Origin of the sequence: Streptomyces sp. NPDC046859, from assembly GCF_040645135.1 — a bacterium.
Lineage (GTDB): Bacteria > Actinomycetota > Actinomycetes > Streptomycetales > Streptomycetaceae > Streptomyces.
Map to the genome: position 1 here is coordinate 49,706 of NZ_JBEYXR010000010.1, position 12,919 is coordinate 62,624.

The 12,919-nt window shown below is 71.3% G+C and carries 15 protein-coding genes; 10 read left to right on the top strand and 5 right to left on the bottom strand.

What is annotated here, in order from left to right; genetic code table 11:
* Positions 1 to 48: 48 nt before the first annotated feature.
* From ABZ899_RS17190 to ABZ899_RS17200, 3 genes are read left to right on the top strand one after another with little or no spacing between them, the layout of a single operon-like run.
* Positions 49 to 486 (top strand): hypothetical protein, encoded by a 438-nt coding sequence (locus ABZ899_RS17190; protein ID WP_361346351.1) that lies wholly within the window; start codon positions 49 to 51, stop codon positions 484 to 486.
* Positions 483 to 2,393, top strand: a complete 1,911-nt coding sequence (locus tag ABZ899_RS17195) for a PAS domain S-box protein (protein WP_361346352.1) — start codon at positions 483 to 485, stop codon at positions 2,391 to 2,393. The genes ABZ899_RS17190 and ABZ899_RS17195 overlap by 4 nt, the downstream gene beginning before the upstream one ends.
* The gene (locus ABZ899_RS17200; protein ID WP_361346354.1) at positions 2,390 to 3,091 is read left to right on the top strand and encodes a response regulator transcription factor; all 702 of its coding nucleotides are present in this window, start codon (positions 2,390 to 2,392) and stop codon (positions 3,089 to 3,091) included. The genes ABZ899_RS17195 and ABZ899_RS17200 overlap by 4 nt, the downstream gene beginning before the upstream one ends.
* 75 nt (positions 3,092 to 3,166) lie before the next feature.
* Here ABZ899_RS17200 and ABZ899_RS17205 read toward each other — a convergent pair whose 3' ends face one another.
* Positions 3,167 to 3,586 (bottom strand): DoxX family membrane protein, encoded by a 420-nt coding sequence (locus ABZ899_RS17205; protein ID WP_361346356.1) that lies wholly within the window; start codon positions 3,584 to 3,586, stop codon positions 3,167 to 3,169.
* 237 nt (positions 3,587 to 3,823) lie between these two features.
* Here ABZ899_RS17205 and ABZ899_RS17210 point away from each other — a divergent pair, with 237 nt between their 5' ends.
* The 7 genes from ABZ899_RS17210 (at position 3,824) to recX (ending at position 9,650) form a co-directional block, all read left to right on the top strand.
* A complete protein-coding gene (locus ABZ899_RS17210) occupies positions 3,824 to 4,135 on the top strand; it encodes a zf-HC2 domain-containing protein (RefSeq protein ID WP_361346357.1) in 312 nt (103 codons plus the stop codon).
* A 446-nt stretch (positions 4,136 to 4,581) separates the two neighbouring features.
* Entirely contained in the window at positions 4,582 to 4,830 is a 249-nt protein-coding gene (locus tag ABZ899_RS17215) for a zf-HC2 domain-containing protein (protein WP_361346359.1), read from the top strand.
* A gap of 234 nt (positions 4,831 to 5,064) precedes the next feature.
* Entirely contained in the window at positions 5,065 to 5,619 is a 555-nt protein-coding gene (locus ABZ899_RS17220; RefSeq protein ID WP_361346361.1) for a sigma-70 family RNA polymerase sigma factor, read from the top strand.
* 209 nt (positions 5,620 to 5,828) lie between these two features.
* The gene (locus ABZ899_RS17225) at positions 5,829 to 6,023 is read left to right on the top strand and encodes a DUF3046 domain-containing protein (protein WP_361346363.1); all 195 of its coding nucleotides are present in this window, start codon (positions 5,829 to 5,831) and stop codon (positions 6,021 to 6,023) included.
* Positions 6,024 to 6,083: 60 nt separating this feature from the next.
* A complete protein-coding gene (locus tag ABZ899_RS17230) occupies positions 6,084 to 7,448 on the top strand; it encodes an AI-2E family transporter (RefSeq protein WP_361346364.1) in 1,365 nt (454 codons plus the stop codon).
* A gap of 219 nt (positions 7,449 to 7,667) precedes the next feature.
* The gene (recA, locus tag ABZ899_RS17235) at positions 7,668 to 8,795 is read left to right on the top strand and encodes a recombinase RecA (RefSeq protein ID WP_361346366.1); all 1,128 of its coding nucleotides are present in this window, start codon (positions 7,668 to 7,670) and stop codon (positions 8,793 to 8,795) included.
* A gap of 3 nt (positions 8,796 to 8,798) precedes the next feature.
* Positions 8,799 to 9,650, top strand: a complete 852-nt coding sequence (recX, locus tag ABZ899_RS17240) for a recombination regulator RecX (RefSeq protein WP_361346368.1) — start codon at positions 8,799 to 8,801, stop codon at positions 9,648 to 9,650.
* A gap of 129 nt (positions 9,651 to 9,779) precedes the next feature.
* On the opposite strand, the gene ABZ899_RS17245 is transcribed toward recX, so the two are convergent.
* The 4 genes from ABZ899_RS17245 to ABZ899_RS17260 all read right to left on the bottom strand — a co-directional run bounded on the left by ABZ899_RS17245 (position 9,780) and on the right by ABZ899_RS17260 (position 12,761).
* Positions 9,780 to 10,214, bottom strand: coding sequence for a rhodanese-like domain-containing protein (locus ABZ899_RS17245; RefSeq protein ID WP_361346370.1), 435 nt, complete (start codon positions 10,212 to 10,214; stop codon positions 9,780 to 9,782).
* Between the two features lie 27 nt (positions 10,215 to 10,241).
* A complete protein-coding gene (locus tag ABZ899_RS17250) occupies positions 10,242 to 10,805 on the bottom strand; it encodes a cysteine dioxygenase (RefSeq protein WP_361346371.1) in 564 nt (187 codons plus the stop codon).
* Between the two features lie 86 nt (positions 10,806 to 10,891).
* Positions 10,892 to 10,978, bottom strand: a complete 87-nt coding sequence (locus tag ABZ899_RS17255; protein WP_313960178.1) for a putative leader peptide — start codon at positions 10,976 to 10,978, stop codon at positions 10,892 to 10,894.
* Positions 10,979 to 11,114: 136 nt separating this feature from the next.
* Positions 11,115 to 12,761: an FAD-dependent monooxygenase gene (locus ABZ899_RS17260; RefSeq protein WP_361346373.1), complete on the bottom strand. Its 1,647-nt coding sequence runs from the start codon at positions 12,759 to 12,761 to the stop codon at positions 11,115 to 11,117.
* Between the last annotated feature and the right edge of the window lie 158 nt (positions 12,762 to 12,919).

Sequence of the window (12,919 nt, forward strand, 5' to 3'; positions counted from 1 at the left end):
GGACGAACGGCCGGAGCCGCACGGCGACCGACACGGGAGGAGCACACCATGAGCGTCGTCTTCGGGCCCAACACCCGACGGGTCCTGCAGTTTCTCACCCACATCGAGGACCTGTCGCCGCAGGAGATCGACCGGGTGGCCGGCCTGTGGCGGCAGACCTCCAGCCAGACCCGCGCCGAGGCGTGGGCCGAAGTCCGGCGCACGACCACGGACGAGGAGCGCTATCGCATTCTCGTGGCGGCGTCCGTGGCCCGCCGGGCGGCCCTGGACGCGGCGCTGAGCCACCAGAGGCACGACTGGGCGTTCTGGGCAGCGGTGTGGGACGCGGTGATGGCGATCGCGGTCTGCGACCGGATCGGCGGCCACTACGACGTACTGATCGCCCCGGTTGCCGCCGTGATGCCCTCCCTGGGCGTGTGCCGGCGCGACCAGCTCGGCCCCCACCACCTGCCGGACGCCGTCCTCGGGAGGAGCGGGAGGCCATGACTCGCCGCATCCCGGTCATGGTGGCCGACAACGACGCCGAGGTCCGCGAGGCGCTCGCCGACCTGGTCGAGTCCCACCCGGCCTTCGAACTGGTGGGACTGGCCGTCGACCACGCGCAGACGGTCTCGGTGGCCGCCCAGACGCATCCGCGGGTCCTGGTCCTGGACGTGCAGATGCCCAAGGGCAACGCCCCCACCACCGTACGCACCCTCCGTGAACGCGCGCCGGACACGAGGATTCTGGCCCTCTCCGCGTACGCCGACCGGGAGACCGTGACCGATGTGCTCCTCGCCGGGGCCGTCGGATATCTGGTCAAGGGCGCGCCCGCGGAGGAGATCCTCGAAGCCATCACCCGCGCGGCCCGCGGCCAGTTCAGCACGTCGGCCGAACTGGCGGAGTCCTGCCTGGAACCACTGCGTCGCGTCCCCAGACCGCCGGTGCCGGGGGCGGCAGCCGCTCCCACCCGTATCGACGAGAAGGCATGCCTGGACGTGCTCGAACAGGCGCCTTGCGGCGTGCTGGTCGTAGGGGCCCAGGACCGTGTCGAACTCGCCAACGGCCACGCCCGGCACATGTTCGGTTATAGCGCGTCGGAACTGCGCGGCAAGCGGCTGCGCGACCTGCTGCCCGAACATTCCGGTGTCGGTGTGGCCACCGAAGAGCTGATCGCTCCGGTCACGCCGGCTTTGCGCCGGGACGGCTCGGAGTTCCCCGCGCGGATCGGCGGCGGCCGACTGCGGGGCGGGCGTCCCCGTCGCGTGGTGTACGTGACGGACCTCGGCGAGGCGGGCGGGACCGGCGATCGGCTGCACCAGCTCGTCGAGTCCTCTCCCGACGCGATGCTGGTCGTGGACGCCGAGGACCGCGTCCGCCAGGCCAGCCCGCGTGCCGAATCCCTCTTCGGGTACAGCCACGAGCAGTTGATCGGCACGCGACTCGAGGTGCTGCTGCCCGACCAGCCGCTGACCGTCTCCCTCAGCGACTGGACCGATCCGCGCCAGGAACCGGCGGGACGCCGCGTGGAACTGGTCGGCCGACGCCAGGACTCCAAGCAGTTCCCGGTCGATGTGAGCGTCAGTCCGCTGCGCACCGCCGGGAACGTGCTCGCCGTGCTGACGGTACGGGACATCACCGAGGTGCAGCGCGCCCAGTTCGTCCTCGAACGCAGCCTGGAGCTCCTGGAGGGTACCGACCGCGACCGGCAGGCACTGCTCAGCCACCTCATCCACGCCCAGGAGGAGGAACGCCGGCGCATCGCCGCCGACATCCACGACGACACCATCCAGGTCATCACCGCCGCCGGCCTGCGCCTGCAGCAGTTGCGCAGGCGGCTGACCGACCCCAAGGACGTCCAGGTGATGGACCGGCTGGACGAGACCCTGAAACTTTCACTCAGCCGCCTGCGCCAACTCATCTTCGATCTGCGGCCCCCCGACCTGGAGCACGGCAGCCTCACCACCGCCCTGCAGACCTTCCTCGACCGGATGCGCGTCGAGACCGGCACGCACTACAAGTTCGAGGACCGGCTGGACACCACTCTGTCCGTCGAGACCATGGTGCTCCTCTACCGGACCGCCCAGGAAGCCCTGATGAACGTGCTCAAGCACGCCCGGGCCAAGACGGTCCGAGTCCAACTGCTCGGTCTCAACGACGGCTGCCTGATGCGGATCGTCGACGACGGCGCGGGCTACGACCCCCTCGAAGTCGAGTCCCGCCCCGGTCACCTGGGCCTCACCCTCATCCACGAACGCGCCCAGATGGCGGGAGGCTGGAGCCGCGTGGAGAGCGAGCCGGGAGTGGGCACCACCGTCGAGTTCTGGGTTCCGATCGAGGGGACTCCCTCACCGTCCACGGAATCCGGAACGGAGGAGAACGGCACATCGGTGCCGAAGGATCCCGGGCCATGAACCAGGCACCCGAACTCACCAAGGTGCTCCTTGTCGAGGACCACCGGGCTGTCGCCGAGGGACTGTGGGCCCTGCTCGACGAGTACGACGACCTGACCGTCGTCGGCTGGTCCGACTCCGTGGCCGAAGCCGTGCCGATGACGGAGCAACTCTCTCCACAGGTGGCGCTGATCGACTACCGGCTGCCCGACGGCACCGGCGCGGAGGCCGCGGCCCACATCCGCGCCCACGACCCCGCCATCGCGGTCGTGTTCCTCAGCGCCGACACCAGCGACGGCGCTCTGCTGGCCGCGGTCGAGGCCGGCGCCAGCGGATACCTGCTCAAGTCGGCGGGCGGCGAGGAGATCGCCACGGCCATCCGTGCCGCGGCCGCGGGCGAGACCCTGATTCCCGCCCGCACGCTCATGGAGGTTCTCGCCCGCCACCGTGAGAGCACCCGTACCTCCGCGCGACAGACGGAGCGTCTGGAGAGCCTCACCGCGCGAGAGCGGGAGATCCTCGCCCTCATGACACAGGGCCTCGACAACCGGGCCATCGCCGACCACCTCACCATCAGCTACGCCACCGTGCGCACCCACGTACGCGGGATCCTGGAGAAGCTGGACGCGCGGTCCCAGTTGGAGGCGGTCGCCAAGGCCTCCGATTGGGGCTTCCGTCCGGCGCAGCCCGACGCGGCAACGGAGCCGGACGGACCGTGACGGCGCAGGCCCGGAGTGTGGAACGGCAGGAGACAGGCCGTACGAAGGTGGACGCGTACTGCGCCGAGCGCCGTGTCAGCCGATGTCGAACGCCGGACCGGTGATCGTCAGCCCGAGGTCCCCACCGGCGTGAGAGATGAGGGCGAGCAGCATCAGCGAGGCCCCCGCCAGGGCCATGTCCTTCAGGAACTGGATCATTTCCAACTGCCGGGACTGGGCGTCGCTCTCCTTCCAGAACGCGTGCATCAGCAGCGCGGCCGGGATCAGGAACACGGCCAGCAGCAGGAAGCCGAGGTCGGCCCAGATGCCGAGCAGGACGCTCAGTGAGCCGATGAGGAGCAACAGACCGGTGCCGCGGATCACTGCAGCGGAAGACGGGGCACCTTTGGATGCGGCGTACTCGGCCATCGTCCTGGTCTGCGTGAAGTGGCTGAGAGCCGAGGCGAGGAAGAGGGCCACGAAGAGGATGCGGCCGACGAGTACCAGGACGTCCATGAAGACCTCCGGCCATGGATGCTGGAGCAGGGATCATCTGTACAAAAGGGTACTCTTCGACCACGTCCGCCGCGGTCCGTGCAGGAGTGGAACGCGGACTCAGGAGTGAAGGGAGGCGGCCGCTCTGCCGGGTACGCGTGAAGCGGCCGTGACGAGGCGACTGCGCCAAGCGCGCAGGCGGATCCGTGTCCGGCCGGCCGCGGCCGGACCGGTGCCGGGACGAGGTGAACGGTGAACATGTGGTCGAAGCGCGTACAGCCCGCCGAGCGCAGGATGTACTGCATGCGGGTGGCCCGGATCCTGCAGGCGTATCTGGACGGGGAGACCGGCGAGGCCACCGCCCGCCGGGTGACGGCCCATCTGGAGGACTGCCGCCCCTGCGGACTGGAGGCCGAGACCTACCGGAGGATCAAGGACGCGCTCGCCCGCGGGTCGGAGCCGGACGCCGACGCGGTCGAGCGGCTGCGGGGGATCGCCGAGGGGCTGCTGCACGGCGGTGGGGACGAGGAAGAGGGATACGTACAGAAGGGGCTTGACCCGCTGCCCTGAGTGGAACATGCCGTCGGTCGCCCTCCCTGTCTGATCCCAAGGCTCCCCTGGTTGACACCGTTTGCGCCCCGATTCGGTCACACCCGCCGGTACTGCCGAAACATGACGCGACGCCGCACAGAGGCAAGGGCCTGGACGTCCGGCGCCCGCCCGCCGAAGGGAATGTGGAGGCGCCGTCAGTGGGTTCCCTGCTCGCAAAGGGCCGTGTCCGGGCGCCCGATGCCCCCTGGTGGCAGGTGGGCAGGGGTACGGATTGCCCGGGCGCACGGGGTGAGCGGTCTGGTTCCCTGCTGAGCCGTGCCCGAACGCCGGTGGTTCGGGTGCCGGAGCCGTCGTTGCGCAGACGACGACGTCGGCGTGACGGCCGGTCCGGGAGCGAGGCGAGGTAGGCGATGAGGGTGTGGCCGAGACGGCAGGACGCGGTGCGGCCGGGGATGGGCTGTGCCATGGCGATCCGTGTCCTGCAGGCGTATCTGGACGGGGAGACGGATGACGTCACCGCCCGCCAGGTGATCGCACACCTGAACGACTGCTGTGACTGCGGCATGGAGGCCGTCCAATACCGCGAGATCAAGGAGTCGCTGGCCCGGCGGGGGCGGCCCGACGCCCAGGCAGTGGAACGGCTGCGCGGGTTCGGCTCGTCCCTGTTGCACACCGGGCCGGGTGACGGGGCCGCTCGCGTACCCGGCAGGTGAGTGCCGCTTGGCCGGGCCCGCTTGCCGTGCGGCTTCAGCGGCGCTGGGGGATGCTGCCGAATGGCGTCTGGATCGTAGCTTCACCGCGTTGGTGGCGTGTGAGGGAGAACAGCCCTCAGCGAGGTCGTCGCCGTCGCACTCGGCTTCGTCGTGCACGGGAAACCCGCGTTACGGCGTGCCCCATTTCGTGGAATGCTCCGGTTGGCCTGGGGGGTCTAGTCCTTGGGAGACACAGTGGCGCAGCCGCCGGAGGTGCGGGACAAGGCATTCACGGAGTACGTGCTGCCCGAGGTGGAGGTCTTGCTGCGGGTGGCGATGACGCTGACGGCGCAGCCCGCCGACGCCGAGGATCTGGTGCAGGACACGCTGTTGCGCGCCTACAACGCGATCGACCGGTTCGACGGCGAGCACCCCCGCGCCTGGCTGCTGACCATCATGCGGCGCGCGGAGATCAACCGGCACCGCCGCCGCAGGCCCCACCTGCTCGACGACCCCGACGCCGCCCTGGACCGGATGACCGCGGCCGACACGGTGGCCTCGCCGGAGGAGGTCGTCGTCGGCGAGGGCTTCGACGAGGTGGTCGGCGCCGCGCTGGCCGCTCTGCCCGACAAGCACCGGCAGGTGGTCCGACTGGTGGACATCGGCGGGCTGAGCTACGCGGAGGCCGCCGAAGTGCTCGACGTACCGGAGGGCACCGTGATGAGCCGACTGCACCGGGCCCGCAAGCGGATCAGGACGCACATGGCGGCGGCCGGGGTCGCGCCGAAGCCGAAGCGGAGCAGGATGTGATCGGGCGGGGCGGCACGCCGCCCCATGACTGGCAGGGAAGTGGCCCCGGCACGTCAGGCAGTCGTTGGTGGCCGCCGGGCGGTAGGGCCTGCCACCTGTGTTCTGACCCGCGCTTCCGGCCAGTTGGTTCAGCAGAAGCCCCCTGACGGCCGTGAGGGGGTGTGAGAGGCTGGAAACATGCAGGTCATGGCGGGCATGGAGCGGAAAGCATGCGGTTGACGGTCTTCTGGCAGCGGATGGCGGAGCACTTCGGTGCGGGGAACGCCGAGACGTTCGCGCGCGACCATGTGATGACGGAACTCGGCGGACGCACCGTGCACGAGGCGCTGGGCGCCGGCTGGGACGCCAAGGACGTGTGGCGTGTGGTGTGCGAGGTCATGAACGTCCCGGGGGAGAAGCGCTGACGCGTCACAGAGATCGCGGGCCCGGGTCCGATTGTCACCGCCGTGGGCGAGACTTGCCCCGTGGCACGCACTGACGAGACCGGGCAGCCCGCCTGGCAGGAACCCCCGTTCGGCACGCCCCCGCCCGCCCCGCCCCCGCGGGAGGCCGGTGGCGGGCCGGACGCGCGCATGCCGCGCTGGCTGCCGCGCGCCCTGGTGCTGACGCTGGCCCTCGTCGGTGCGTTCCAGCTCGGCAGCTGGGCCTTCCACCAGCTCACCGGCCTGCTGATCAACATTCTCATCGCGTTCTTCCTGGCGCTCGCCGTCGAGCCCGCGGTGAGCTGGATGGCCTCCCGCGGCATGCGCCGGGGACTGGCCACCGGCATCGTCTTCCTCGCCGTGATGATCGTCTCCGCCGGGTTCGTGGCCCTTCTGGGGTCGATGCTCGCCGGGCAGATCGTCAAGATCGTCGAGGACTTCCCGGAGTACCTCGACTCCGTCATCAACTGGATCAACACGCACTTCAACACCGAGCTGCGGCGGGTGGACGTCCAGGAAGGGCTGCTGCGCTCCGACTGGCTGCGCAACTACGTGCAGAACAGCGCGACCGGTGTCCTGGACGTCTCCGCCCAGGTGCTCGGCGGCCTGTTCCAGCTGCTGACGATCACGCTGTTCTCGTTCTACTTCGCCGCGGACGGCCCGCGCCTGCGGCGGGGCCTGTGCTCCGTGCTGCCGCCGTCCAGGCAGGCCGAGGTGCTGCGGGCCTGGGAGATCGCCGTCGACAAGACCGGCGGCTATCTGTACTCGCGCGGTCTGATGGCGCTGATCTCGGGCGTGGCCCACTACATCCTGCTGGCCGCTCTGGATGTGCCGTACGCGCCGGTGCTCGCCGTATGGGTGGGTCTGGTCTCGCAGTTCATCCCCACCATCGGCACCTATCTCGCGGGCGCCCTGCCCATGCTGATCGCGTTCACCGTCGGCCCCTGGTACGCGCTCTGGGTGCTGATCTTCGTCGTGGTCTACCAGCAGTTCGAGAACTACGTCCTCCAGCCCAAGCTGACCTCCAAGACCGTCGACATCCACCCCGCCGTCGCCTTCGGCTCGGTCGTCGCGGGCACCGCTCTGCTCGGTGCGGTGGGCGCCCTGATCGCCATTCCGGCGGTCGCCACACTGCAGGCGTTCCTGGGTGCCTATGTGAAGCGGTACGACGTCACCGACGACCCTCGCGTCCACGGGCACCGGGACCGGGGCGCCGGGCGCGGGCTGGCCGGGCGGGTACGTGAGGCGTGGAACCGGCGGACCGGGGGCTCGACGGCACAGTCCGGGTCGGACTCCGGAGAGGAGCCCGGACCGGGCGCCGGGCCGCGATCAGGCGCGGACTCGGGGGACTCGGGGGACGCCGGGGACCCGGAGAACCCGGGGGGATCGGGGCCGGGGCCTTCCTGAGGGGCCTGCCCCGGGAGGGCGTGGCGCGCTTGACACCAAAATCGAACATCTATTCTTATGGAGACTCCGGCAGGCCACTCGGTGGGCGTTTCGCCATGGTTTCGAGGGAGAAGTCCCCGAGTTGTCCACAGGCTGGACGGGCGTCGGGGCGCGTTGTCAGTGGCAGGCGTTAGCGTCTTTGACGTGAAGCGATCGACTCAAGCAAACCGGGTGGAACCCATGGCAGGAACCGACCGCGAGAAGGCCCTGGATGCCGCTCTCGCACAGATTGAACGGCAATTCGGCAAGGGCGCGGTCATGCGCATGGGCGAGCGGTCGATGGAGCCGATCGAGGTCATCTCGACCGGATCGACCGCCCTCGACGTCGCCCTCGGCGTCGGCGGCCTGCCGCGCGGCCGTGTGGTGGAGATCTACGGACCGGAGTCCTCCGGTAAGACGACCCTGACCCTGCACGCCGTGGCCAACGCGCAGAAGGCCGGCGGCCAGGTCGCCTTCGTGGACGCGGAGCACGCACTCGACCCCGAGTACGCGAAGAAGCTCGGCGTCGACATCGACAACCTGATCCTGTCCCAGCCGGACAACGGCGAGCAGGCGCTCGAGATCGTGGACATGCTGGTCCGCTCCGGCGCTCTCGACCTCATCGTCATCGACTCCGTCGCCGCGCTCGTCCCGCGCGCGGAGATCGAGGGCGAGATGGGCGACAGCCACGTCGGTCTCCAGGCCCGTCTGATGAGCCAGGCCCTGCGGAAGATCACCAGCGCGCTCAACCAGTCCAAGACCACGGCGATCTTCATCAACCAGCTCCGCGAGAAGATCGGCGTGATGTTCGGCTCCCCGGAGACCACGACCGGTGGCCGGGCGCTGAAGTTCTACGCCTCGGTGCGCATCGACATCCGCCGCATCGAGACCCTGAAGGACGGCACGGAGGCGGTCGGCAACCGCACCCGCTGCAAGGTCGTGAAGAACAAGGTGGCGCCGCCCTTCAAGCAGGCCGAGTTCGACATCCTCTACGGCCATGGCATCTCCCGCGAGGGCGGCCTGATCGACATGGGCGTGGAGCACGGCTTCGTCCGCAAGGCCGGTGCCTGGTACACGTACGAGGGCGACCAGCTCGGCCAGGGCAAGGAGAACGCCCGCAACTTCCTGAAGGACAACCCCGACCTCGCCAACGAGATCGAGAAGAAGATCAAGGAGAAGCTGGGCGTCGGCGTGCGCCCGGAGGAGCCCGCCGCCGAGCCCGGCGCGGACGCCGCTGCCGCCACCCCCGCGGACGACGCCGCGAAGTCGGTGCCCGCTCCGGCAGCGGCCAAGGCAGCCAAGACCAAGGCCACGGCTGCCAAGAGCTGATCCGTGACACGGCGAACGGACTGGGCCGAGTACACCGACCACCCGGAGGCCCCGCGCGGGTGGGGGAGAGCCGACGAGGGCTCCTCCGGGACGGGCGGGTACACCCCCGCCGGGGACCCGGCCCATGACGCGGTCGGCGGGATCGACAGCGGGGCCCAGAGGGAGGGCGGCACGGCGTACGACGGTGCCGCTGCCTTTGGGGGAGGCTCCCGCCGCGGACGGAACCGCGGCGGGGCATGGGGTTCGGACGGCCCTGAAGGTCCGCGCGGGCGACGCCGGCGCGGACGTACGGAGCCGTCCGGTGAGGACGGTGGCGCCACTTCCTCGTCGAGGGCCGAGGAGGGGACGCCTCCGGGGGACCCGGTCGAGCGGGCACGGGCGATCTGCCTGCGCCTGCTCACCGGGACTCCGCGCACGCGCAAGCAGCTCGCCGACGCCCTGCGCAAGCGGGAGATCCCGGACGCCGCCGCCGAGGAGGTGCTGTCGCGGTTCGAGGAGGTCGGGCTCATCGACGACAGCGCGTTCGCGGACGCCTGGGTGGAGTCCCGGCACCACGGCCGGGGGCTCGCCCGGCGGGCACTCGCCAGGGAGCTGCGCACCAAGGGCGTGGACTCCGCGCTGATCGACGAGGCCGTCTCCCAGCTCGACTCCGAGCAGGAGGAGGCGACCGCCCGCGAACTCGTCGCGCGCAAGCTGCGTTCCACACGCGGACTCGACCGCGACAAGCGCCTGCGCCGCCTCGCGGGCATGCTCGCCCGCAAGGGCTACCCCGAGGGCATGGCCCTGCGGGTGATCCGGCAAGCCCTGGAGGAGGAGGGCGAGGACACCGACTTCCTCGGGGACGCGGGGGCCTGAGGCGAGGCCCGGTGGGACCCCTGACATGCCGGACACGGTGGACGCGCGGGGGCGCCCATCGCGTTCGGGTTCGCGTCCGGCTTCAGGAATCGCCCGGGAGCCGGCCCCGGAGCCGGCCGGGCCGAGGACTCAGGAAGGGCCCTGACCGTCCGCGCCCGGCGTCACCGGCAGCCCCGCCGCGCGCCAGGCCTGGAAGCCGCCGACCAGGTCGGTGGCCCGGTGCAGCCCCAGGCGGTGCAGCGACTCGGCCGCCAGGCTCGACGCGTAGCCCTCGTTGCAGAGCACCACGACCCGCAGGTCGTGGCCCGTGGCCTCGGGGACGCGATGGCTGCCCTGGGGGTCGAGCCGCCACTCCAGCTCGTTGCGCTCGATGATCAGCGCGCCCGGGATCAGACCGTCCCGCTCGCGCAGGGCCGCGTAACGGATGTCGACCAGCAGGGCCTCACCGTCCTCGGCGGCCGCGTAGGCGTCCCGCGGTTCGATCCGCTCGTAGCCGGCGCGCACCCGCTCCAGCAACGTGTCGATACCGACAGGCCGTTCACCCGCGTTCTCCGTACCGCTCATCGTCGTTCGCCTCCGCTCCGCACTCGCTCACTGCCAGTCTTCGGGCTGCTCGACCTGTTCCAGGCGCAGGACCGGGCCGCTGCGGCTGAACCGGCGGATGAGCGGGAGGGGCGGGTAGTAGGCGTGTACGGAGACCGCGTGCCGCTCGGTCGACTCGTTGAGGACCTCGTGCACATGGTGACGGCCGAAGCCGCGGCCCTTGCCGGCCGGCAGCCGGCGTGAGCGGTCCACGTCGTCGGCCAGTTCCAGCGTCTTCCAGCCGCCGGCCGGCAGCCGGACGGCCAGCGAGTGCTCGGTGAGCTCACCGGACGCGGTGACGAACGCCCCGACCGACTCGGCGTGGTCGTGCCAGCCGGTGCCGGTGCCGGGAGGCCAGCCGATCAGCCAGGCCTCGCTGCCACCGGGACCTTCGAGCCGTACCCAGGTGCGGCCCTCGGGATCGAGCGGGAGCGAGGCGATCAACGCGGTGTCGGCGGCGGCGCGCCGGACGAAGTCGAGCAGGTCCGCCTGCGTCGGAGCGGAGGCCGAGGAGGAGGCGTCGGCCGCGGGGTTCTGCCGCGAGGAGGCAACGGCGGCACGGGAGACAGACAAGGAGCACCGTCCTGGAAGGAGTTCGCGAAGAGCGCGCGGCAGCACGAGCGAAGGTCGCGGCGCACGCGGAAGGAGAAGAGGCGAAGTCAGCAGGACGGACGACACACGCAGCCCGCATAGCGGACGAGGTCCATATGGACCCGCCGCCACAGGCGCACACAGGTGTCGGTCACGTTCGGGAGTACACCACGCCGGTCGGGGCCGGTCAACTCACCGTCACTATGCGGACCCGACAGTGACGGTGGGTGTCGCCCCCATGCACGAAGCCGGCATGGCCGAGGATGACTGCGGGACGGCTGAGGCAAGGTTTCAGCGCGAGGCGGCTCCGGCCCGTTCCGCCCCGGCCTGCGTTGGTGCCTGGGCGGTGACCGGTCCGCCCAGGGCCGCCTCGGCCGCCGCGTAGAGATCCGCGGGCCGCACCCCGCCGAGGGCGGTCACGAGATACCCGTCGGGGCGCACCAGCAGGACCGAGTGCGCGGCCGCGCCCGGATAGCTCTCCGCGACCAGCAACTCGGCCCGGTACGGCAACGCCGTCACCGCCGCCGCCAGGCGCGGCATGATGCCGGCGGTCGCCCAGTGCTTGCGGTCCCACACACCCGTGCCCGGCGCGATGAGGACGACCAGCAGCGCACCGCGCCCGAGCCGGTCCCGGAGCCGGGCGAAGGAGCCGTCCTCGGCGGTGACCCGCACGTCCGCGACGGGAGCGCCGCGCGGCGTGTCGACGGGGACCTCGCCCTCCAGCCGGCCTGGGGCGAGCGGGGAGTCGGCGTACGTCCCCGGCGCTCCGACGGGGCCCTGGCCGAGGTGCCCGTCCGTCAGCAGGGCCTCGTGGCCCCGGGCCGAGCCGGGGACGAGCGTCCGCAGGCCGCCACCGGAGCGCAGCAGCGGAAGCGCCTGGTCGGCGGCCCGCAGCCGGGCGGCGACGACCGCGCGCCGCTCGGTCTGGTAGGAGTCGAGCAGCGCCTCGTGTGTGCCGTGGTGCCAGGCCGGTGCCAGTTTCCAGGCGAGGTTGTCGGCGTCGCGCAGCCCCTCGTCGAGGCCGTGGGTGCCGAGGGTGCCGAGGCAGTGCGCGGCGTCGCCCGCGAGGAAGACGCGGCCGGCGCGCCACCGGCGGGCGAGCCGGTGATGGACCGTGTGCACACCGGTGTCGAGCAGGTCGTACGGCGGTGTCGCGCCGTCGCACCAGCCGGCGAGGGTCTCCCGGATGTGCGTCACCAGCAGTTCGGGGGTGACGAGGTCCTTGCCCGGCGGCAGCAGCCAGTCCAGGCGCCACACGCCGTCGGGGAGCGGGCGTCCGGTGATCTCGCCGGCCGACGGGCCGGACATCCGCCAGCGCGGCATCCGGTGGAGCAACGCGCGGCCCTCCCAGGGGAGTTCCACGCGCAGGGCGGCCACGGCGTGCCGTTCGACGGCGGTACGGCCGGGGAAGCGGATGTCCTGGAGCTTGCGGACGGTCGAGCGGGGGCCGTCGCAGCCGACGACGTAACTGCCGCGCCACCAGGTGCCCTGGGGGCCGCGGGTGTGCACGGTGACGCCGGAGGGCTCCTGTTCCATCGCGTCCAGGCGGCTGTCCACGGCGAGCTTGACGAGGGGTTCGTTCGCGAGGGCGGTGCGCAGGGCACCGGTCAGGGCGTGCTGGGCGATGTGCAGCGGGGCGGGGTTCGGGTGGCCCTCGGACGGAGCGGCGGCGTCCTCGAACGAGACCTCGCGCGTCACCTGCTTGCGCCGCATCGACCGCCATCCGGCCCAGCGGGTGCCGAGCGCGCCGAGCGGGGCGCCGGTCAGGCGTTCCACGAGGGCGGTGGTGTCCTCCCGCAGGACGACGGTGCGGGCGAGACGGGGTTCGTCCTTGCCGGGGCCCTCGTCGAGGACGACGCAGGGCACCTCCTGACGGGCCAGTGCCAGGGCGAGGGTGAGCCCGACGGGCCCCGCGCCGACGATGATCACAGGGTCCACGGCGCGGCGCCCCCTGCCCGCAACGGTGTCCCGAGGGACGCGAGTGAACAAGAAGATGGAGCAGGGTGCACGATCACAGAACGTATGCAACCCATTGCCAGTGTTTGCGTCAAGTGACGGAAGGCTGTGGCGATCATGTCATCGCACCCGGGGTGGTT